The sequence below is a fragment of the Bacteroides intestinalis genome, from assembly GCF_003464595.1.
GTDB lineage: Bacteria > Bacteroidota > Bacteroidia > Bacteroidales > Bacteroidaceae > Bacteroides > Bacteroides intestinalis_A.
The window spans coordinates 501,244-523,017 of the sequence record NZ_QRZF01000003.1; the positions used below are offsets into that span (position 1 = coordinate 501,244).

The 21,774-nt window shown below is 43.6% G+C and carries 11 protein-coding genes and 1 pseudogene; 4 read left to right on the forward strand and 8 right to left on the reverse strand.

Features of this window, described 5'->3' with window-relative positions:
• Positions 1-75: 75 nt before the first annotated feature.
• The 8 genes from DWW10_RS06590 to DWW10_RS06625 all read right to left on the reverse strand — a co-directional run bounded on the left by DWW10_RS06590 (position 76) and on the right by DWW10_RS06625 (position 17,418).
• Positions 76-2,835 (reverse strand): two-component regulator propeller domain-containing protein, encoded by a 2,760-nt coding sequence (locus tag DWW10_RS06590; RefSeq protein ID WP_229093787.1) that lies wholly within the window; start codon positions 2,833-2,835, stop codon positions 76-78.
• A gap of 185 nt (positions 2,836-3,020) precedes the next feature.
• Positions 3,021-4,406 (reverse strand): alginate lyase family protein, encoded by a 1,386-nt coding sequence (locus DWW10_RS06595; protein ID WP_022393593.1) that lies wholly within the window; start codon positions 4,404-4,406, stop codon positions 3,021-3,023.
• A 25-nt stretch (positions 4,407-4,431) separates the two neighbouring features.
• Positions 4,432-5,859 (reverse strand): Ig-like domain-containing protein, encoded by a 1,428-nt coding sequence (locus DWW10_RS06600; protein ID WP_022393594.1) that lies wholly within the window; start codon positions 5,857-5,859, stop codon positions 4,432-4,434.
• A 36-nt stretch (positions 5,860-5,895) separates the two neighbouring features.
• Positions 5,896-7,611 carry a RagB/SusD family nutrient uptake outer membrane protein gene (locus DWW10_RS06605; protein WP_022393595.1) on the reverse strand — a complete coding sequence of 572 codons (1,716 nt, stop codon included), beginning with the start codon at positions 7,609-7,611 and terminating at the stop codon, positions 5,896-5,898.
• A 12-nt stretch (positions 7,612-7,623) separates the two neighbouring features.
• Entirely contained in the window at positions 7,624-10,830 is a 3,207-nt protein-coding gene (locus DWW10_RS06610) for a SusC/RagA family TonB-linked outer membrane protein (protein WP_007212191.1), read from the reverse strand.
• A gap of 46 nt (positions 10,831-10,876) precedes the next feature.
• Positions 10,877-11,392, reverse strand: a complete 516-nt coding sequence (locus tag DWW10_RS06615) for a sigma-70 family RNA polymerase sigma factor (protein WP_007212192.1) — start codon at positions 11,390-11,392, stop codon at positions 10,877-10,879.
• 306 nt (positions 11,393-11,698) lie between these two features.
• Positions 11,699-14,515: a ligand-binding sensor domain-containing protein gene (locus DWW10_RS06620; RefSeq protein ID WP_182021361.1), complete on the reverse strand. Its 2,817-nt coding sequence runs from the start codon at positions 14,513-14,515 to the stop codon at positions 11,699-11,701.
• Positions 14,516-14,667: 152 nt separating this feature from the next.
• On the reverse strand, positions 14,668-17,418 hold the full coding sequence (locus DWW10_RS06625; protein WP_022393597.1) for a heparinase II/III domain-containing protein: 2,751 nt from the start codon (positions 17,416-17,418) through the stop codon (positions 14,668-14,670).
• A 161-nt stretch (positions 17,419-17,579) separates the two neighbouring features.
• On the opposite strand from DWW10_RS06625, the gene nrfH reads away from it, so the two are divergent.
• The 4 genes and pseudogenes from nrfH to ccsA all read left to right on the forward strand — a co-directional run bounded on the left by nrfH (position 17,580) and on the right by ccsA (position 21,770).
• Positions 17,580-18,170 carry a cytochrome c nitrite reductase small subunit gene (gene nrfH, locus DWW10_RS06630; RefSeq protein WP_022393598.1) on the forward strand — a complete coding sequence of 197 codons (591 nt, stop codon included), beginning with the start codon at positions 17,580-17,582 and terminating at the stop codon, positions 18,168-18,170.
• Between the two features lie 21 nt (positions 18,171-18,191).
• A complete protein-coding gene (gene nrfA, locus DWW10_RS06635) occupies positions 18,192-19,673 on the forward strand; it encodes an ammonia-forming cytochrome c nitrite reductase (protein ID WP_022393599.1) in 1,482 nt (493 codons plus the stop codon).
• A 9-nt stretch (positions 19,674-19,682) separates the two neighbouring features.
• Positions 19,683-20,982: pseudogene (locus tag DWW10_RS06640) on the forward strand (cytochrome c biogenesis ResB family protein).
• Positions 20,979-21,770: a cytochrome c biogenesis protein CcsA gene (ccsA, locus tag DWW10_RS06645; RefSeq protein ID WP_022393601.1), complete on the forward strand. Its 792-nt coding sequence runs from the start codon at positions 20,979-20,981 to the stop codon at positions 21,768-21,770. The pseudogene DWW10_RS06640 and the gene ccsA overlap by 4 nt, the downstream one beginning before the upstream one ends.
• Positions 21,771-21,774: the final 4 nt, after the last annotated feature.

Sequence of the window (21,774 nt, forward strand, 5' to 3'; positions counted from 1 at the left end):
TATAATATTATTGATTATCAGGTTGATATGTCGGTATCACAAATGAGTGATACCGACCGGAAATAGAAAGGAGAGTTATTCTTTATCGTATTGCTGAATATATTCGTTGGGGGTTGTACCTGTAAACTTCTTGAAGGCACGGAAAAAAGAAGCTTTTGACTTGAAACCGCATTTCTCGGCTAAGGTTACCAGCGTATATTTTTTATGTTGTCCTTCACTGATGGCCTGCTTAAATTTCTCAACACGGTAACTATTGACGAAATCGTAATATCCCATTTTGAGATAGTGGGTGAATACAGCGGACAGGAGGTAAGTGGGATAGCCAATGGCGGCAGCAACATCTGATTGTTTTAAATCGACATTCAGATAGGGCTGCTGATCCTGCATATATTTCTTTAATGTATGAATGACGTCTCCGGCTTCTTCATCACTTAGTTTCACGTAGCTTTCAGTAGATGATGCCGGAATCTTAGTTTCTGGCTGGTCGAGATTTACCGATTCAACCGGTGTCGTAGCACTCACTATAGTTTTTCTTTTTCTGAATACGAAGATGAATATTGCTATCAGCAAGATTCCTGTAATAGTAGCGTAAGTTAACCATGACCGATCTTGCTTGATGCTGAATGACACACGGTTAACGGATTCCAGATCTAGAAATTTACGAATCTGAAAAACATAGTTGCCCGCCGGCAGATTAAAATAAGAAACCTTATCTTCATTTGCCAGTTCTATCCAGATAGAATCTTTTCCTTCCAGCATATACTCATATTTAATGAGTTCCGGACTTTCATATCCTAAGGATGTAAACCGGAAAGTTATGGTATTTTCATTGGATTTTAGTTTAATAACAGAATCGGCACTTAGTTTATAATCATTGGCATACAGTTTACCATTTACCTGCATTTCCGTAATTCGTATTGGTGAGGGAGTAAACTCTGCTAATGGATTTACCATAAAAAGCCCTTTTATGCCACATACCCATAATAACCCGTTCTTGTCTTTTGAGATGGGCGGCCCTGCATTGGCGGCAAGATCATTTATAGCTGGAAAGAAAGTAAAACGATCCAGTTTCTCATTGACCCGCAGTAGACCATCCCATTGTCCCAGCCAATAATATCCCTGATCGTCTTGTACGATACTGGGGCAAATCGGTGAGAGATACCGGAAATGATTTAATGATTTATCGGATATGAAAAGGCGGTTGTTTAGCTGGCCAAAAAAGAGTGTACCGTCTCTTCCTTCATATATATAACGGATAGCTTCTTTTCTGAAAGCTTCGGGCAGAATATTTTGGGTACATTTACCTGTGCTATCCAGAATGGCCAATCCTTTATCTGTACCCACCCAAAAGCGTTTGGATGAATCCTGATAAATGCCGTATACAATATTACCTGGCATATTACTGTTCGATGCATTATATTCTTTTACAGTTTGAGTTTGTTTGTCATAAGAATAGAGGCCGTCGGAAGTTGCCAGCCATAATTTATTGTTTTCATCTTCCAGAAACATGAAGATATCATTCGATACGCAGGTACGTGTCAGAGGTGTTTCATTGAATGTGCCTGTCCGAGGATCAAAAGCAGATAGACCACCGGCACAGGTCCCGATTAAAATCTCACCTCCATATTCATAAAAAGAGAATATGAGATTGGAACGCAGTTTACCACTCTTGTCATTCTGAACATTTACATAGTGTATTTTTTCGTTCTGTTCGTTTACGTAATAGAAACCTTCGCGTGTGCCGATGAAGCGATAGTCTTTTGTGGAGAGATGGCTGCGTATCGAGATGTCTTTTGATTTGAAGAGTCCTTTGTCGTATCGCCTGAAAGCCTCGTTTCTTTTTCTTAATAAATTCAGTCCCAGATAATAGCCTGTTCCGCACCATACATCTCCTTGGGATAGTAATATAGAAGATATATTATTGGACAGGAGATCTTGTCCCGGTTCTGTTCCGCAAATGGCAGAGTATATGCTTTTCCCATTGGTCAGTGACAGCAGGTAAATGCCTTGTCCGGAAGTGGCAACTCCTAAAATTCCTTTTTCATAAGTGAGGTTTGTTACTGGAACTTTAATGTCGTTCCAATAAGGAGCAAACGTTTGATGCAGTAGGTCAAAAGTTAAAAGACCTCCTTTTTCCGTACCGATATATAATTTATCTTTTACTTTAATGAAACATTTGAATTGTCCACAAGAGGAGAGGGAGGAAGAATATTGCTTAAGTGCTCCGGATTTGGCATCACAAAGAACAATTCCATTGGTAGTCAGTAGCCAGACAGAATTAGGACTTTGTACTACGATATCCAGAATCCGATTATTTATGGAAAGAATGTTTTTTTCGTTGATCATGATATGCCGTAATTCTTTCCCGTCATAAATATAGAGACCGTTCACTGTTCCTATGTAAAGCCGATTCTCTTCATCTTTTGCTAATTTCTGAACAGAGAAATTTATTTCTTTGGCAAACATTCGCTCTAAAGTGAAATTATTGTGATTCATGTGCCAAAGTCCTTGCACTGTACCTACCCAAAAATCATGTTTGTGGTTTTCTATGAGTGCATTAACCAAAAAAGGGGAAGGGGTTATTCCTTCTTGCTTTTCCGTAAAATGATAGGGTAAGGTGTATTGTCCGTTTATTCGTTCAACGGTAAGCCCCGTACCGATCCAGATGAATCCATCTGAATCTTTATAAATGCAGTTGACACGAGTGTCTTCAAATTTGCATGTCGTTCCTTCGTTTCCGATACTATATATTGTGTAATTAGCATCTGACGCGAAGATATGGAATACTCCAATAAAAAATATTAAGAAGACTAATATGTGTTTTCTTAAGGCCATAGGCATTTTTTTTCTTTGTGGTATGCAAATTTAGTAAAAAAATGTATCTGTTAATGTCTATAAATGAAAAATATCTGTTTGAGGAGGTTATGTAGTTCTTGCGGTCTACCTAAATGAGCATAAAAAAACAGAGTAGTTTCGAAAATTTGAAACTACCCTGTTTTTTTATCAATCCTAATATGGAATTATTCGCGATACAGCATTAATGTTCCCCAACCCAATTGGTCGAAAGCGCCACTGTTTGTGCCGTAACGGCTTCCACCGTCCACACCACCTTCGGGACGCATTTTGTCAGCAGCCATCTTGGCGTACTTGTAGCCACTGCCCAACTTCTTCACTTTGGCGTAGTGATTGAAGAGAATTTCCCATCCCGGACGGAGGTTGCCACGGCCATTATCATCAGCTACGGCTGTATGTATGGCACCGTGGTTCTTGTCGGCGCAACTGCAATCAACGCAATATTCATAGCGGTTGAACGGCATCTGCTCTTTGGTTGCTAGCCAGGAACCGGCAGCATTCAGTTGGTCAGAGCCATTACGTAGATTGAAGAGAGCAGTATATTCACCCATTTTCATTATTGCGTTATCTTTTGCAGCAAAGAAGTCGAGTTGGGTCACTGTTGGATTACACTGTAAGAGGGTGTAGGCCATTTGACAAAGATTAGCTGTTACAGCTATTGACATCATGGCGTGGCCCTGGTCACGGCCGCTCTCCTGGTTTTGGGCTATCTCTTCACCGCTACCCAGAGGATCGGAGAAGGTGCCCTGAATGAGTTTGCCAATATATCCGTTGCCTACTCCATTGTAGAAGTAGTTCACCACAAAGTTCACCATTTCGTCGTCTTCATTCAGGATTCCGATGGCGAAGTAAGAACACATATTTACCAAATCCCAATTAGACCAGTAGTGATCGCTGCAAGTACCTTGATGGCGCTTCATGAAATCCAGGTTTTTAGGAGCAAATACATCTTTCATCCATTTCTTAAAGGCGGTCAAATCGTTGGCTGCCCAACCGCTATAGGTTGACATTATTTCACCTGCATTGGCAAAAGTATAACCTTGTGCACCTGCGGCAAGCATGTGGTTGGAGTCGTTTGAAGTTACCTCCTTGCAGACCTTTGCCCAAGCATTCAGGATTTTGATGGAAGTATCGGCATACTTGGTATCGCCAGTCAGTTTCCATAATAATGATAGCTGATAGGCAGCGGCGGCATCGCGCATTGCATTGTTGCTGTTTTCAGTAGTCCCTGTTCCGGTAGCATCACCACGCACTATCTTTTCGGTAGGTGAAGGGGTGTAAGTAACATTTGTAAACTGACTGCTCTTCAGCAGATTGAATTCATCCTTTACTGCCTGTGGTGCGCTTCCGTTATCGAGCATTGTCTTCACACGTGTAAAGTCGGCCTCGTTGAACATGGCGCAAGGGTGAGTATAGGTGTATTTGGCGACCACTTCTTCATAAGGCATCTCCCAACTGTCGATATCTGTCGTTCCGTCTTCGATTTCACTGGAACAGGCTGTGAAGCCTGTTATCAGTGAGAGACCTAATGCGAATATTAAATTCTTTTTCATTGTGAGTATTCTTTAGAGTTATATTTTAGTTTCCGGCTGATATTTCAGCTTCAGCAAAGGCTTTTGCTTCGGCTATGCTCTTGAATGTGCGAATCCAGTAAACCGTATATTGACCGGTAGGCAGGTTCTCATTGTAAATGTCTGCTACCTTGATCTGGAAAGTATTGGCTTCTACCATACCATTGCCTAATGCCGCATTAATTGATGGTATATCATAATATATCAGATTCGTATTGTCACTCAGAAGTTCTCCTACATGAGCTTTGTTGATATTTCCGGATTTAGTGACTAGATCTAATGTGTAAGCACCACCTTGCCCGATTCCTTTTCCGCCGACAGGCAATGTGGAACGCATGGCAAGTATCGGATAGTTGGAGAAATCAAGGTTTATGGGGACATTTTTGAAACTCAAGTCCGCACGTCTCATAGTGGCGTTTTGAGCACCGGCTGTAACCACCATTTTACCATTTTCTATCACATAGCTTGAATAATTCTGTCCGATTTTCCAGCCATCGAAATTATTCTGGCCATCCCAAATGACCCAACCGCTTTCTACGGTTACAGATACGGAAGCCGTCTGACCTGTTGCCTTACAAGTTGCCGTAATAGTAGCAGTTCCGAAACCCTTCGGTGTTACAATACCCAAATCTACCGTAGCAATGTTTTCGTCACTTGAAGTCCAGTCTACTGAACCTGTGGTAGCGTTGGCCGGTGTGTAAGCAACATCCAGCTGAACCGGGCCGCGAGAGATACAAAGCGGTTCTGTCAAAGCAGAGATAGAGACACTTTCTACCGGAATGTACTCTTTGATATTCAGTTCATAAGAAGCAGATACACCACTACGGTCGTGTGTGTAAGCTGTAATGATTGCCTTGCCAGGCGTCAGACAGTTTACCAGACCATTTTCTGATACTGTAGCGATGCTTGAGTTACTGCTTGCCCATGTCAGATAAGAATAGGTATGATTAGCCGGAAGGATGGATGCCTCCAACTGAATTCGGTCTGTCTCATAAATATCTTCTCCCTCTTTCGGATTGACCAACGTCATATCGGTAGCCTTTATGATTTCGGGTATTACATTGACCGTTACTGAGGCTGATGGACCGAAACCTATAGCGGGAGTCACACTAATGATGGCCGTACCTTCGGCTATACCGGTAATAGTACCTTGCTGCGAAACTTTGGCAACAGTTTCATCGGTTGACTTCCAGATAATGGAACGATCTTCCAGTTCTTCGGGAGCATCAATCGCAAAAACAATAGTAGAGTCCATGCCAATGGCAAGCGGCAGGTTTTCACTGACTTTAAACGTGATGCCGTTAATCAGTTTGGCTTCGGGCATGGCAGGAGTAAATTCTTGATCCTTATCACATGCAGTCAGAGTCATGCAGGCCGCCAGCATCCCAATGGATGCCCGGCTCAAGCCTTGATATATAGAATTTCTATTCTTCATGTTGTTATCTTCTTTTTATGAATGAAAAACATTGATTTATTCTCCCCAACCCGGGTTCTGTTTCAGGTTCGGGTTCAACTGCAACTGGTCGGTAGGTAATGGGTAAAGATAGTGCTTATCTTCCCATTTACGTCCTGACTCCAGGATGATGAAACCGTCGCTGTTTCTTTCATTGGTAACGCCCGGCCATTTGTTCTGAAACTCTGTACCTGTCCATCTGATACCCAGAAAATCTTGCGGCATTTCCGTTTCAGCTGTCTTCCAACGTTTCAGGTCGTCTATACGGAAACCTTCGTTGAATAATTCAATGGTACGTTCGCGGCGAATTTCAGTTCTCATATCCAGATCATGAGTGCTGGCAAATGCATTGGTTAGTTTAGGCATTTTGGCGTTGATGCGGCAACGAACCAAGTTGAGAGAGAGATTCAGATCCTCATCAGAGATAGCTCCATCCCGTTCGAATACGGCTTCTGCATAGTTCAACAGAACTTCTGCATAGCGGATGATGGGGTAGTCGTAGCTTTCATAGGTATCGTTCACATAGCGTTCGCAAGCCCACTTCTGATTGTTATAACCACTTCCTCCGGTGGGTACCAATCCTTTGATGGAAGCTGAGGCGCGGTCAACGGCATCACCTGTCCAGTTAACGCGTGAATTCAGGTTACTCCAAAAATATTCATAAGGTTTGCAGAGGGTATAAATCATACGGTTATCTCTGTTCAGGTATTCGTCCAAAATCTTCAGGTCTCCTTTATATACTTCCGATTTTTCAATGGGGAGTCCATCCTGGCAGAGATACATTGCAGCAAATTTGTGAGAGATCATTTGGGCATTTGCCAAACACTCTTTTGTGATATTTACACCGATAGGAGCCAACGCTTCGTCATGACGGCGGGAGAAAATATACTCCGTATTGGCGCTTTTCTGTAATCCGGCAGGGTTACACTTCGTATCTTCCAGGATAAACATATACTTCTGTGCACTGTCGCCTAAGATAGCAGGTGCAAACAGTGAGAAGTTTTTAGTGTTGATCACTTCCTTTGCTACATTTGCCGCAATGTCCAACAAGTCTTTGCCACGAGCTGTGTTACCACGGAACTTTTGCCATGTACCTTCGTAGAGTGCTACACGGGAAAGCATTGCCCAGGCACCTTCGCGACCTACACGTCCTTTTTCCACTGTGGAAGTGACAGGAAGTAATTCGGCGGCATCTTTCAGATCCTGAATGATGAGGTCGGCTACTTCGCTGCGGTCGTTGCGTGCTGCTTGCATTTCGGGAGCAGTAACATCAATCGGTGTAGTGACTACTATGACATTTCCAAAAAGCTGTAACAGGTCAAAGTAGCAGTAAGCGCGGAAAAACTTGGCTTCACCGATATATTGTGCGATGTCGCTCTGATTTGCAAAACTCTCTGCTTTCTGTAAGAGGATATTTGTACGACGGATGCGATTGTAAGCATCGGTGTAGTTGCCGTCGGAAGCCGGTATGCTGTTGGTTCCGTTAGCGAATACATTCTTACTGCCTTTATCCATGATAAGGTCAGAACGCTTATCGGAGTGGGGGGCATCGTAGACGCTGTTTTTAAAATCGCGTGTCCAGCCATAGAACTGATTGGAGAATAACTTGAAGTCTGTAGCAGTCTGCCAATAGTTACCATCGGCAATCTGGTCTTTCGGATCCAGGTCGAGACAGGAATGTAACATACATCCTATTGCCAGTATCAAAATAGATTTAATTGTATATTTTTTCATTTTTGTCTTCAATTAAAAGGTTAAATTCAATCCAAAAGTTACAGTGCGCAGGAAAGGATATCGCTTGGAGTTGTCCACTTTACGATTTGCTTCCGGATCCCATCCATCATTAATTTTGCTGTGTTCCCACAAATCGCTACCTGTTACATATACGCGCGCCTTACTTAATATTTTTGTTTTGGCAAGCAGAGAAGCCGGAAGTGAATAACCCAGAGTTACATTTTTCAAGCGCAAATATGCTCCGTCTTCTACCGACCATGAAGAGCATTGGTAGTTGTAGTTGTTAAGTTCGGACTGGTTGGTCAGCGCAGGGAAGAATGCACCCGGATTATCCGGAGACCATGTGTTGCCTATGTGCTGATCGCTCGTGTTCAGATAAACGGCACGCATCGGAATCCTCCATGTACTTTCCTCACGCCAGATAGTACGTTTGCCTGCTCCCTGGAAAACGATGGCAAGGTCAAAACCATTCCACTCCAGACCTGCATTGATAGAGAATTGTACTTTAGGATCGTCTGTACCCAGATATACCAAATCTTCTTCTGTCAGTTTGCCATCCTTATTCACATCTTCGAACATGTTATCGCCAAGGCGCAGATTGTTGAGTGTACCGATGGTACTGGTGTTTTTGTACTTATCCACATACTTTTTCAGTTGTTCTTCTGTCTGGATCTTGCCACAGTAACGGAGACCGAATACAGAATTCAGAGGATATCCTTCACGGTCGGAGCGTACACCTGCTTTGATGGCTCCACTGCCACCGTTATCCACTAATTCGTTGGTGGTGTAGGTAAAAGTACCGCCGATATGATAGTTTACTTTTCCAATCTTATCCGACCAGTTGATCATACCTTCCCAACCGTGTGCCTTGAATGCACCGTAGTTTGCCGTGGGAGCTTTGTCACCCAGAATACCCGGGTAGATTACGTCGATCAACATATTGTCACTCTTCTTCCAGAAGATTTCTGCCGTACCCGTCAGGCGGTTGCGCAAGAATCCGAAATCAAGACCAATATTGTAGTTATGGATGCGTTCCCATGTACGGTCGGTACTCGGCAACTTACCGTTAGTATCTACATAAGAGATTTTTCCATTACCTATCAATGCACCGCCACTGGGGGTGAAGTTGTATAACTGTGCACCGTCATAGCGGTCAACGCCACTCTGATTACCTACGCTACCGTAAGAAGCTCTCAGCTTTAGTTCGTCTACAAATGACAGGTTCTTCATGAATGCTTCTTCTGAAATTCTCCATCCGGCAGAAGTACCCCAATAGAATACCCAACGGTTTTCGGGCTGGAATTTGGAAGAACCGTCGTAACGTCCCTGTGCTTCCAACATGTATTTAGAACGATAATTGTAGTTGATACGACCAAAGTAAGACATTACTGCCTCTTGCCATTTGGTTGATTTGTCGTCACCGTTCTTCAGGTAAACAACATCTTTTGTGCTATTAGGAATTTCCAATGAGGGCAGTATACCTTCTGTATAGAGGAAAGTGCCTTCATACTCTTTTAGGTTATATTGCGATCCCACCATCACTTTTACATCGTGAACATCGGCAAAGATATGCGACCAGTCGATGTGTCCGGACAATGAGTAAAAGTCGGTACGTGAATTGGATTTGGAATACGAGCTCTTGTCTTCGGTCGGATTGCTACGAACCACGCGGTCACCTGCATAGTTATACCAATCAATAGCTTTACTTTGTTTATCACGGATGGCTGTCGATGTATTATAACCGGCCGTTACTGAAGCAGTCAGATCTTTCAGGATGGAGTATCTGAATGTCTCGCTGATGTTGATAGCAGATACTTTCAGTTTGTTGTCACCACCCAATTCACAATACCAGTTGGGTGCGCCCCATGTTCCCCATGCATAAGGCTTGCCATTAGCAGTAGCAGATGGGAAACCCGGTTGCTGTGAGTTGGTGGTCAGTGCCGAACCAATCTGTGTAGGTGCCACTTGATCCTGACGGTTGTAGGCTATCACTGACTCAATAGAAGCGCGGTTGGACAGTTTAAAGGTATTTGTCAAGCGCAGATTATAACGATTATTATTGTTGTTACCCCACTTCAAGTTACTGTCATCATACATATAGCCTAAAGACAAACGGTATTTTGAGGCATCCGAACCACCAGCTATAGCAAGTTCGTGTTGCGTGGAAGCAGCTGTTCCCCACATGATATCCTGCCAGTTGGTATCGAAAAATACAAAGTCTGCTACGTCTGTGAAGGCATTACCAAAGGGATTTGTTGTATGGTCAAGATTGATATACTGATTTTTATACGCCAATGCTAGTTTTGCATAACGCATCCAGGTATCATCGTCACCGTAACCGTCATTGGTACGTGCATCTATCACGGAGGAAGCCCATTGTTCCAGACTCATCAGATGAGGAGACAGACCGATAAACTTACTTGTTACCGAACCGCTATAGTCTACCTGCACTTTGCCTGCCTGGGCTTTCTTGGTAGTTACCAATACTACACCACCAGCAGCTTTGCTACCGTAGATGGAAGCTGAAGCATCTTTCAAGAAGTTGATAGACTCAATATCAGAGGGATTCAACAAACGCAATTCGTTTACGCTTTCATATTCCACGCCATCGATAATGACTAATGGACTGGTAGTGTTTTTTGAAACTGCACCGCGCAGACTCATATTCCAGCTTTCATCGCCCGGGGCTGTAGAATTACGCGTGATAATGACACCGGGAACCTGTCCTTGCAATGCCTGTACAGGACTGGACATTGTTCCTTTATTCTCTAACATCTTCTGATTCACCACTGTTACCGAACCGGTCATTGTAGCTTTTTTTTGTGTGCCGTAACCCACAACTACCACTTCGTCCAGCATTTCCGAATCTTCTGCCAGAACCACTTTCAGATTGGTTTCATTTCCTTTTACCACAATCTCCTGTGACTTATAGCCTATAAATGAAACCACTAAAGTACCTTTTGCATTACTCAGACTGAAATTACCGTCAATGTCGGTAATGCAACCGTTCGTGGTGCCTTTCACCATAATGTTGGCACCAATGATGGGTTCACCGGTAGCATCCACTACGGTACCTTTTACTGTACCGGCCTGCATAATGGCTTGTACCTCATTTACATTGGCAAAAGCCTGCTGCGGGCTACCTACACAGAGCGCAGATGCCATTGCTGCTGAGAATAAAATTCTTTTCGATGAGAATTTCAGAAATTCATTCTTCATAATTTATAAATTTAAAATTAACACTATTATTTCTATTGTACTCTAATTAGATACATTGTTTCATATATTCACGTATTTCTTTCCGGCTGATAAACAAATGGTTTTCGACCGTACGGCGTGAAAGGTTCAATTTGGCGGAAATTTCCGATGAGGATTTATCTTCAAAACGGCTCATGATATAAATCTTTCTGCGTTGTTCCGGAAGAGTGCGCAATTTGCGCTTCTCACAAGCCAGTAAATCATTGGCAACAATCTGGTTTTCCGTTTCATTGGTACAGGTCGTTGCATGATCATATATATAAGATGTTATTTCTTGCTTCTTATAGTGACGGCGCAGGTAATCGTTCACCAGATTACGGGATATGGTGTAAATGAAAAACTTTACGGTATCCGGACGGAGCATTTGCTTATAGTCCATTAAACGCAGAAATACATCTTGGGCTATGTCTTCAGCTTCCTCTTTATTGTTTATCCTATAACATATATAGAGATAGACGGAGCGGTGGTAACTCGTATAAGAGTCAGCTATCAATTGAACGGATGTCATCTTTTTGTTTTCCATGCTTCAGACTTTGGTTACGTTTTACGTTAGCTTTACGATTGCAAATATAAAAGGTAAAAAACGGAAAACAATTTTTTATAGTGCTTAACAAATCTCATCTCATTAACTTAGACTGAAAACTAATTAATTTGCTGTAATATAGTGACTTAAGAATTTGAGACTCGTAGTATCAACTAATAATTTGAGACTCCGGAGGTAAGTTGGACAGAATATTCTTGCTGTTTATTGCAATAAAAATGCACTTATCTTTCGATATTCTGAAAGATAAGTGCAGAAAATGATGGAGTATATCTTAAATGCTATAGATTATTCGTCGTTATTCTTTCCGATGCTCCGGATATATTCATTGGGAGTGATGCCGGTAGTCTTCTTGAAATAGCGGAAGAAGGAGGCGCGTGAGCTAAAACCACAGAGTTCGGCAAGTGCTCCCAGTGTATATTTGGAATATTCGTCTTCGTTGATAAGACGCTTGAACTCCTCAATACGGTAATCATTGATGTAATCGTAATAATTACGGTTCAGATGTTGATTGAACAGATAAGATAAAGTATGTGCTGACCTGCCGAGCATGGTTGCCAGATCGGCAATTTTCAGATCCGGGTTCGTATATGGCTTATCACGATGCATCAGAGCCTCCAGCTTTTCTGTCAGGCGCTGACATTCTTCCGTGCTTATCTTATTGGTCTTATATTTCAATTCTACTGTCTTTTCTTGCTTTTCGGGTTCTTGCACATCTTCCGGAAGCTGGATTTGAATATTTTTCGTTTGCCTTGCTTTTCTTTTCCGCTGATAGTAAATATAGCCGATAAAAGCTAAAGCAATGGAAACGGCGATGATGCTCCACGTTTCTACAGGATAGGCAATGTGGACGGCGGTACGTACTTCAGAATCTGGATTTCCGATATAACGTAGCTTGAAAAGATAGTTTCCGGATGACAAATCATAATAAGTAATTTCCGACTTTCCGGTCAATATCTGCCAGTCCTCATCTTCACCTTCCAATTTGTATTCATAAGTCATATAAGCCGGTTCGGTATAGGTAAAACCGGAGAAGTGAAATGTCAGGTTGTTTTGGGAGGATTCAAGTTGTATTTCAGGGACTTTCCCACTCTCAACAACAGGATGAAGCGATTTCTTTCCGTTGACGTAAATATCTGTAATCGTCAGCGGATAAGTGTATCTTTTCATCTGATTATTTTGCTTGAAGTTCATATAAATCAGCCCTTTGGAATTTCCCATCCATATATTTCCCTGTTGATCCTGTACGGGAGGGCACAGTGTGAAAATAGAACTGGGAATACCATCAATGAAATTATAAGGAATAAAAGTTTCTTTCTTGTCGTAGCGGTAGAGTCCGTTATTGGTTCCTATCCAGAGCCATTTTTCGTCATCTTCCAGAATAAACATACCATCTTTTCCTTCCAGTTGTGTATCAGGTTGTAGCCTTCTGAAACGGCTCATGGAGAGATCGGATATACACATACTTCCTTTGTCCGGCAGGAAATAAAGATTATGGTCGGAGTCTTCATATACAACTCTGATCTTTTCTTTATGAATAAAGTTTTCCGGGAAGATGTCGGTTTTCAGACTTTCAGAAGAAGGGTCCCAGATGCACATGCCATTCTCTGTACAAATCCATCCTTTATGTGTGGAGTCGAAATAGATTTCGTAAACATTCCCTTCGGGTAATTTGGAGTTGGCACTGGTATATTGCTTGATTCTTTTCCCATCCTTATAACAATAGAGGCCCATTGAGGTACCTATCCACAATTGGTCTTTGTTATCCGCTTTTATACTGAAAATCTGTCCCCGCATGAAAGGTTGCGGTTCATTAGGTTCGAAGTCGTGAATAGTAAGATCAGCAGGATTGAATATGTACATACCCCCGCCATAGGTTCCGATATAATATTTATCCTGAAATTTATAGATACAGAAGATCATACTGGAACGCAATTCAGGAGATTTAAAGTTTTTGAAGCGTCGTTGCTCTTCGTTTATGTAGAATAGGCCGTCGCGGGAGCCGACTAATTTCTCATGCTCGGTAATTGCAATACTGCGTACAGGCATATCTTTGGAGTCAAAATACGGGAGATAACTGTAAGTAGAGAAAAGTCCGCTCTGGTACAGACTGTAATCCAATCCCAGTTGATAGAAACCTATCCAGATAAGCCCGTCACGATCCACTAAAAGGGAGTACACGGAGTTGGAACGGATACTTTCGTCTTTTCCCGGTTCGTGGCGCAAAGAGCGTAGAACTTTCATTTGTTTGGTAGAAATGAAATGTACTCCATTTCCATCCGTACCCACATACAACATATCTTTACCATCACCGGACAGCGAAGATATCACATTGCATCCTACATCGATGAAGGGCCTGAACTTATGTGTTTGTGTATCGAAGCTGATAATACCTTGACCCATCGTACCCAGATAAAGTACGTTGCCGATGCGGGTGATATTGTTGTAAGAGCAAAAATGTTTGTCTTCTACTATATTATGATAAGGGACGATTTTCTTGTCGGCAAGTGTCAGGGAATAAAGTCCGTCGTTGGTGGCTATCCAGAGAATGCCATCCTCACTAAGACTTAGTCCGGTGATGATATTAGAGGCTGAAAGGACATTGGGATCTATGAGCTTTTGTTCCAGGTTCCCGTTTTTATAGATAAACAGACCGGCCTCACTTCCTATATATAAAGTACCTTTCCCATCAGGTAGGAGCGTCCGGACGCCATAGTGTAAAGTTTCAGCAGCAATCGGTTCGAGAATATCTTTTTCGGTATTTACCCGCCAAAGTCCCATGCCGTTTCCCATCCATATCTGGTTGCCTTCCATTTCGGCGATAGCATTGACCCGCTTGATTTTTTCATTCGCTCCGGAAATCAGGAAATGTTTCAGACGTGTGCCGTCAAAACGTTCCAAAGAATTACCGGTACCTATCCAAACATAGCCAATGGAGTCTTTATAAAGTGCATTTACTACTAAGTCGGAAAGTCCTTCGGTGACGGACAGTCCCCGGAAGACAGAGGGGAGTGAATAGCCCGGAAGGAAGCCAAACAGCAGGAATAGCAGGATGATATATTTCGATATGTTTTTCACGATATGGTATCTTTCGTTTCTATACATTATGTTTCTGTACAGCAAATATAAGGAAAAAGAACGAAAATATTCGGGTTTAGGATGATTATTCGGCAGTCGAAGAGTCTTTGCTGACTTATTGGCTTGCGGACAGGGTACGGATCAGATACGGAGATGATATGGATTTGATGCTATTGTTTTCACTTCAATTCCATTTCCGCTGTATTGGCTTTTAGTTTATACGTCTTCTTTTTGATACTGATGGAGCAATCGGCGGATGCAGTGTAGTACCATGCCCCTTTCTTGAATTCCAGTAATATCTCTGCGGGAGTTTCCGCCTTGATAACTACATTCGGGGTACTTAGCAAAGTTCCATGTCCTAAAAAGAAGGTGCAATCATCGCCCTTTTTATTTCCCCATAAAGCATAGGTGGCTTGTGCACTCATTTTTCCACTGGTGCAGATATCCGTGGGGTTATCTGATGATAGGATATAATCTATACGTCCATCTTTCTGTACAACACATATGCTGGTGGCACTGTTTTCCGTTTTACTTTTTACTTCGGGGAAACTTACTTTGGTAATGCAGCCGGGTTCTTTTACAGATGAAGGCTCATAGACAGCGACGAATGGTCGGTTCCAGGCTTCTCCTTTCTGGCGGGCTACAAATGTCAGGGTAGGCTGTTCTTTTATATTATATGGCATCCCCGGGGTACGGCTCAAACCTTCCGTCATGGGAGACAAGGCGGTGAAAACTTCCCGGTCTGTTTCTCCTTTCATCCACAAGTTCATTGAAATGTCATCCTTGTCGGGCATGGTAATGGTAAATGTAGCTTTTATGTCTTTGTCGGTAGTAGCTGACCTTTTATCATAGATATAAGAATAAGCATAAAGGTGAGCACCGGCAAAGGCCAGTTCTTCGGTGGGTTGCAAATTCAAGTCTGTACCGTCTGTGCCTGTCAGTGTTAGGGTTTGCCCCAGATTATGATAGAAATAATCATGCATTTTATCACCACCACGTTCTTTCCGGCTGCGGAAGATATCTATATAGTAACCGGTTTCCGGACCGGTAGTGACGATACTCATCATGCGGGTCTGGTCGGCACGGCTTTCCGGTTCACGGAAAGAAACATCGCTATAGGTTACGGAAGTGAAAGCTTTTCCCGGTTCGGAAGAAACAGGGAAACTGGATTTAAGATCAAAGGAGTGATTACTTTTCATAACCGGGTAACTGGAAATGCCATCCACGCAAACCGTGTTATGACTGGGAAATTGAGAGTAATATTCCAGATAATCCAGTCCGCTGTATAAGTAAAGGCCGATTCCGGCATCGGGAGCCAGAACATATCCCTTACCATAAAGTTCCATGGATATGCCATTGGCGTGCATGTGGTTTCCTTCACTGGCATTCAGAGATATCATAAGGCTGTTACGGGGATTCATTCCGTTTCGTTGTACCAACCAGGAAACGTTCGGTGCATAGAAGAAGGGAGAAACATATTGTTCTATTTTTCCAGCTTCGATATTGGGATTCAGTTCCAATGGCTTTTCATCAAAGAAAGAATTGATAGAAACGGGGACACTTTTTTTATTGTCTTTGGTTTTTCCCGCATCAGGATGGAAGCATTTCAGCATGGCAGTGAAATATTCTTCTTGCTCTTTCTTTCCGTTGTGCTGTGCGTTTCGTATCATGCGGGATATAGGATTGGTGTTCAGATATCCCGGGTGGGTATCGCCGAAACCACAGATCATCCGGTTGGGGAACAAATATTGCGGAGTAGCGACTACCGCTTTAGAGAGAACCGGCATTGCTTTCACCAGGTCATAATTCAGATTCCGGTCGAAGAGAGTAGCAAAACTGGTGTAGTCATTCAGTACTACATTGCTGTATCCGGGACATTCGGCCCAGATACCTGTCTTCGGATCGAAGCCATAATCGGCTAATTTGTTCAGACTCCATTGGCGGATACTGGAACGGTTGAGTACATAATCAATGTAATATTCGCGCCCTTTACCATCGGCATATTGCTTATTGTTTTCCAGTATCATACCGATATTCATGACATAGCGAGCCTGCATCAGGTTCCAGTTGTTGTGAGGAACACCATTTGCAATGATATTGTCCGCCCATTTCTTGAAAGCTCCTGCGTATATATCCATCTTGTCGGTATGCCGGGTATTCAGGTAGTCATATAGGAAATCGTAAAGGGGAACGATATCATAAAGAATATCTTCGTGGATAACCTCGAAAGAACTCATTCCTACCAGCGTTTGCTGATGGCCGTGGTTGAGGTCGATAGGAACATTCCGGTAATAGATACCGGTCATATAGGTATCGAATACTCCGGCGGCAAGTTTTGCATATTTTTCTTCTCCGGTAAGCCAGTAAAGGAAGGCGGCATCACGGGCGATACCCATGATTTCACGGTTCAGGCTTTCGATGTTACGGCCGGTTTTAGAAGGATGTACACTCTCCATAGGACGGCCGGGCAGGGCATTGTTACAGAATGTCACATTTCCTTCAGCATCATCATCGTATGGCACTACATCTTCCAGACGGGGACGTCCGTGGGTGGCGAATGTGCCACGCGTACCGGTATAGCGAACGGTGGGTGCCGGTGCTTTTTCGCCTCCGGCATGGTCGAAGGTTTCACCTTTTATATATACATCCGTAGCATGAGACTTCCAATACATGGCAAGGCGCGAAAGTAACCAGTCCGGTTGGGCGTCTGTCAGGTTAGCATAAAGATCGGTTCGCCTTTTCAATTTCTCAAATACGTCTTTTGCCCAATCTTCTTTTTCTATCAGATTCAGGGTTTCACTCTTACCGTTGCTATCTGTCAGGTAACGCGGATGGCTATTCGGCAATTGCTGTTGGAAGGCGATTTTCACCTCCTGAGCTTGTAATATCCCTGAAAAGAGAAGACATATCAATAAACTAAGTACTTTCATATTCTATCAATAACATTAGGTGTTTAAAGAATATACGGATGAGGGTGGATAATCACTCAACTGAATTCTTCAAAGATAGCGCAAGACTGTGTAAAATATGTAATCATTATTACACTTTTTTAAAAATAAAGCCCCTACTTTTGTGAAAAATACTATTTCCTATGAAGAAATTGTCATTTATAAACAGGTTTTTACCTTCGTACAAATGGAAAGTGGTTGCGATAATAATCTGCGGTGTTGTGGTAGGTGGGGGAGGCTTGTTCATGTATTTGCTGCGGGCGCATACCTACTTGGGGGATGAGCCATCGGCGTGCGTGAACTGTCATATTATGGCACCTTACTATGCTACATGGTTCCACAGTTCACATAGTCGGGATGCCACTTGTAATGATTGTCATGTTCCTCATGAGAATGCCGTTAAGAAATGGACATTCAAAGGGATGGACGGTATGAAGCATGTAGCTGCTTTTTTGACAAAGAGCGAGCCGCAGGTTATCAGGGCGCATGAAGCCAGTTCAGAGGTGATTATGAACAACTGTATTCGTTGCCATACGCAGTTGAATACGGAGTTTGTGAAAACCGGAAAAATAGATTATATGATGTCTCAGGTAGGCGGGGGTAAGGCATGCTGGGATTGTCACCGGGATGTGCCGCATGGTGGAAGCAATTCGTTGTCATCTACTCCCAATGCACTGGTACCTTATCCCGAATCGCCCGTTCCGGACTGGCTGCAAAAGATGCTTAAGAAATAATGAAATAAAATCAATATACTTATGGAAAAGAAATTGAAGTCATGGCAAGGCTGGCTGCTGTTCGGTGGTTCGATGGTAGTCGTGTTTGTATTAGGATTATGTGTTTCCGCACTGATGGAGAGGCGGGCGGAATTAGAAAGCGTGTTCAATAACCGCAGGACTGTTATTACAGGCATTGAAGCCCGTAATGAAGTGTTCAAAAGTGATTTCCCCCGTGAATATCAGACTTGGACGGAAACAGCGAAGACGGATTTCCAGAGTGAATTCAACGGAAACATTGCAGTCGATGTACTGGAGCAACGTCCTGAAATGGTAGTTCTGTGGGCAGGATATGCTTTCTCAAAGGACTATTCGACTCCGCGTGGCCATATGCATGCGATAGAGGATATTACGGCAAGTCTTCGTACGGGTGCACCTGCTACTCCCGAAGATGGCCCGCAACCGTCTACCTGCTGGACATGTAAGAGTCCGGATGTTCCCCGTATGATGGAGACTATCGGTGTGGATGCATTCTATAATAATAAGTGGGGAGCAATGGGTGATGAGATTGTAAATCCTATCGGATGTGCCGATTGCCACGAACCGGAAAATATGAACCTGCACATTAGCCGTCCGGCATTGATCGAGGCTTTTGCACGCCAGGGTAAGGATATTACGAAAGCTACTCCGCAGGAAATGCGCTCGCTGGTTTGTGCGCAGTGCCACGTGGAATATTACTTCAAAGGTGATGGTAAGTACCTGACTTTCCCTTGGGATAAAGGATTTACTGTGGAAGATATGGAGGCTTATTATGATAATGAAGGTTTCTATGACTATATTCATAAACTGAGCCGTGCTCCGATATTGAAAGCGCAGCATCCTGATTATGAAATCTGTCAGATGGGTATTCACGGTCAGAGAGGTGTGTCATGTGCAGATTGCCACATGCCTTATAAGAGCGAAGGTGGTGTGAAATTCAGCGATCACCATATTCAAAGCCCGCTGGCGATGATAGACCGCACTTGTCAGACTTGCCACCGCGAAAGTGAAGAAACACTGCGTAACAATGTGTACGAACGTCAACGTAAGGCTAACGAAATACGTAACCGTTTGGAACAGGAACTCGCTAAGGCTCATATCGAGGCAAAGTTTGCATGGGACAAGGGGGCTACGGAAGATCAGATGAAAGATGTACTTGCCCTTATCCGTCAGGCGCAGTGGCGTTGGGATTTCGGTGTGGCTTCTCACGGTGGTTCTTTCCATGCTCCGCAGGAAATCCAACGTATCCTTTCACATGGACTGGATAAGGCTATGCAGGCTCGTCTGGCTGTATCAAGAGTATTGGCTAAGCATGGTTTTACGGATGATGTGCCGATGCCGGATATTTCAACCAAAGAGAAAGCACAACAATACATTGGTCTCGACATGGATGCGGAAAGAGCTGCTAAAGAGAAATTCTTGAAAACAACTGTACCTGCGTGGCTGGAAAAAGCGAAAGCTAACGGTCGCCTGGCCCAGAAATAAAACAGAGATATGTGGATCAGACCGTGGGGATTTAAAGAAGGATGCCTGATAGGCGCAGGATTGTTGGTGACAGGATGGCTGCTACAGATTACAATTGGTGAAATAGATTGGAGTCTGTTTGCCTATCCGGTGAACATCATTGTTCTGGTTTTATATATAGCCGGAATAGTTGCCATGCATTGCCTGCGCAAACGTGTCTATTTCTTCGGTTGGATGAGTCATTATACATCAGCTGTCTCTTCTCTTTTATGGGTGGCGGGCATTACGGTGGTGATGGGACTTATCCGTCAGCTCCCTTCCGGCCCATGCCGTGCAAGCCTACGGCATCGAACGGGTGGTGATGGGACTTATCCGTCAGCTCCCTTCCGGTCATCCGGCAGATATGCTTGGCTTTTCGCGAATGCTTTCAGCATGGCCTTTTGTATTGCTTTATATCTGGATGGTGACTGTGCTGGGGTTGACTACACTTCGTGCCGGATTTCCATTCAGATGGAAGAAGCTTGCTTTCCTTTTGAATCATGCCGGGCTGTTCGTTGCCCTGATTACGGCAACCTTGGGAAATGCCGATATGCAGCGGCTGAAAATGACTACCCGGATAGATAATGCCGAATGGCGTGCAATGGATGAGCACGGTAAATTGATAGAACTTCCGCTGGCCATTGAACTGAAAGACTTCACGATTGACGAGTATCCTCCGAAACTGATGTTGATTGATAATGAAACAGGACATACATTGCCTGAGAAAGCACCGGAACATTTGTTGCTGGAAGAAGGTGTAACGGATGGGCAACTGTCCGATTGGCTGGTGACTATCCGGCAAACGATTCCCTGGGCGGCTTCTGTGGCTACGGAAGATACGGTGAAGTTTACCGAATTCCATTCGATGGGAGCCACGTATGCCGTTTATTTGCAGGCTATCAATCAAAAGACGAAAGCAGCAAAGGAGGGCTGGGTAAGTTGTGGTAGTTTTATTTTCCCATATAAAGCATTGCGTCTGGATTCGTTGACAAGCCTTATCATGCCGGAACGCGAGCCGCAGCGTTTTGCATCTACAGTGAAAGTTTACACGGAAGACGGCAAACAGGTGGAAGATACGATTGCAGTGAACCATCCTCTGAATGTGGCCGGATGGAATATTTATCAATTGAGTTATGATGATACGAAAGGGCGCTGGAGCGATATCAGTGTGTTCGAACTGGTACGTGATCCGTGGCTGCCTGCTGTCTATACGGGTATTATCATGATGGTGCTGGGAGCTATCTGTCTGTTTGTTAACGCACAAAAAAGAAAAGAGGAGGATGCTGAATGACGTGGGATTATTTTGTACCGTTTTCAATTGCCGCCCTGCACTTCTGGGGATTCGGTGCCTTTGCCGCCTGGCGCGGAAGAAAACCGTATGTTGTTGGCGGGCTTACCTTGATAGGACTTGCTATCTTCTTTTGCTTTATTGTGGGAATGTGGATTTCTCTGGAGCGTCCGCCTATGCGGACCATGGGAGAGACGCGCCTGTGGTACTCTTTCTTTCTTCCACTGGCAGGACTCATCACATACAGCCGTTGGAGGTATAAGTGGATACTCAGTTTCAGTTTTATTCTGTCACTGGTATTTATCTGCATCAATATCTTCAAACCGGAAATACATAACAAAACTTTGATGCCGGCTTTGCAAAGCCCGTGGTTTACGCCGCATGTCATCGTATATATGTTTGCCTATGCTATGCTGGGTGCGGCCACCGTGATGGCTATTTATCTGCTTTGGTTCAAGAAGAAGCCGATTGACAGCCGGGAGATGGACCTATGCGATAATCTGACTTATGTAGGATTGGCATTCATGACATTAGGCATGCTGTCGGGGGCTGTATGGGCAAAAGAGGCGTGGGGACATTACTGGTCGTGGGACCCGAAAGAGACATGGGCGGTCGCTACGTGGTTCTCCTATCTGATTTATATACATTTCCGCCTTGGAAAACCTTTGTTACACCGTAAGGCCTTAATTTTACTTCTGATATCATTTGTTTTGCTGCAAATGTGCTGGTACGGCATAAACTATCTGCCCTCTGCACAGGGAGTCAGCATTCATACGTATAATTTAAACTGATAAT

Bases quoted from the DNA above. Each gene is read 5' to 3' on its own strand.
- DWW10_RS06615 (WP_007212192.1), bottom strand. From the start codon at position 11,392: ATGGAAAACAAAAAGATGACATCCGTTCAATTGATAGCTGACTCTTAT.
- DWW10_RS06620 (WP_182021361.1), bottom strand. From the start codon at position 14,515: ATGTATAGAAACGAAAGATACCATATCGTGAAAAACATATCGAAATAT.
- nrfH (WP_022393598.1), top strand. From the start codon at position 17,580: ATGAAGAAATTGTCATTTATAAACAGGTTTTTACCTTCGTACAAATGG.
- DWW10_RS06595 (WP_022393593.1), bottom strand. From the start codon at position 4,406: ATGAAAAAGAATTTAATATTCGCATTAGGTCTCTCACTGATAACAGGC.
- DWW10_RS06625 (WP_022393597.1), bottom strand. From the start codon at position 17,418: ATGAAAGTACTTAGTTTATTGATATGTCTTCTCTTTTCAGGGATATTA.
- DWW10_RS06600 (WP_022393594.1), bottom strand. From the start codon at position 5,859: ATGAAGAATAGAAATTCTATATATCAAGGCTTGAGCCGGGCATCCATT.
- DWW10_RS06605 (WP_022393595.1), bottom strand. From the start codon at position 7,611: ATGAAAAAATATACAATTAAATCTATTTTGATACTGGCAATAGGATGT.
- nrfA (WP_022393599.1), top strand. From the start codon at position 18,192: ATGGAAAAGAAATTGAAGTCATGGCAAGGCTGGCTGCTGTTCGGTGGT.
- ccsA (WP_022393601.1), top strand. From the start codon at position 20,979: ATGACGTGGGATTATTTTGTACCGTTTTCAATTGCCGCCCTGCACTTC.
- DWW10_RS06590 (WP_229093787.1), bottom strand. From the start codon at position 2,835: ATGGCCTTAAGAAAACACATATTAGTCTTCTTAATATTTTTTATTGGA.
- DWW10_RS06610 (WP_007212191.1), bottom strand. From the start codon at position 10,830: ATGAAGAATGAATTTCTGAAATTCTCATCGAAAAGAATTTTATTCTCA.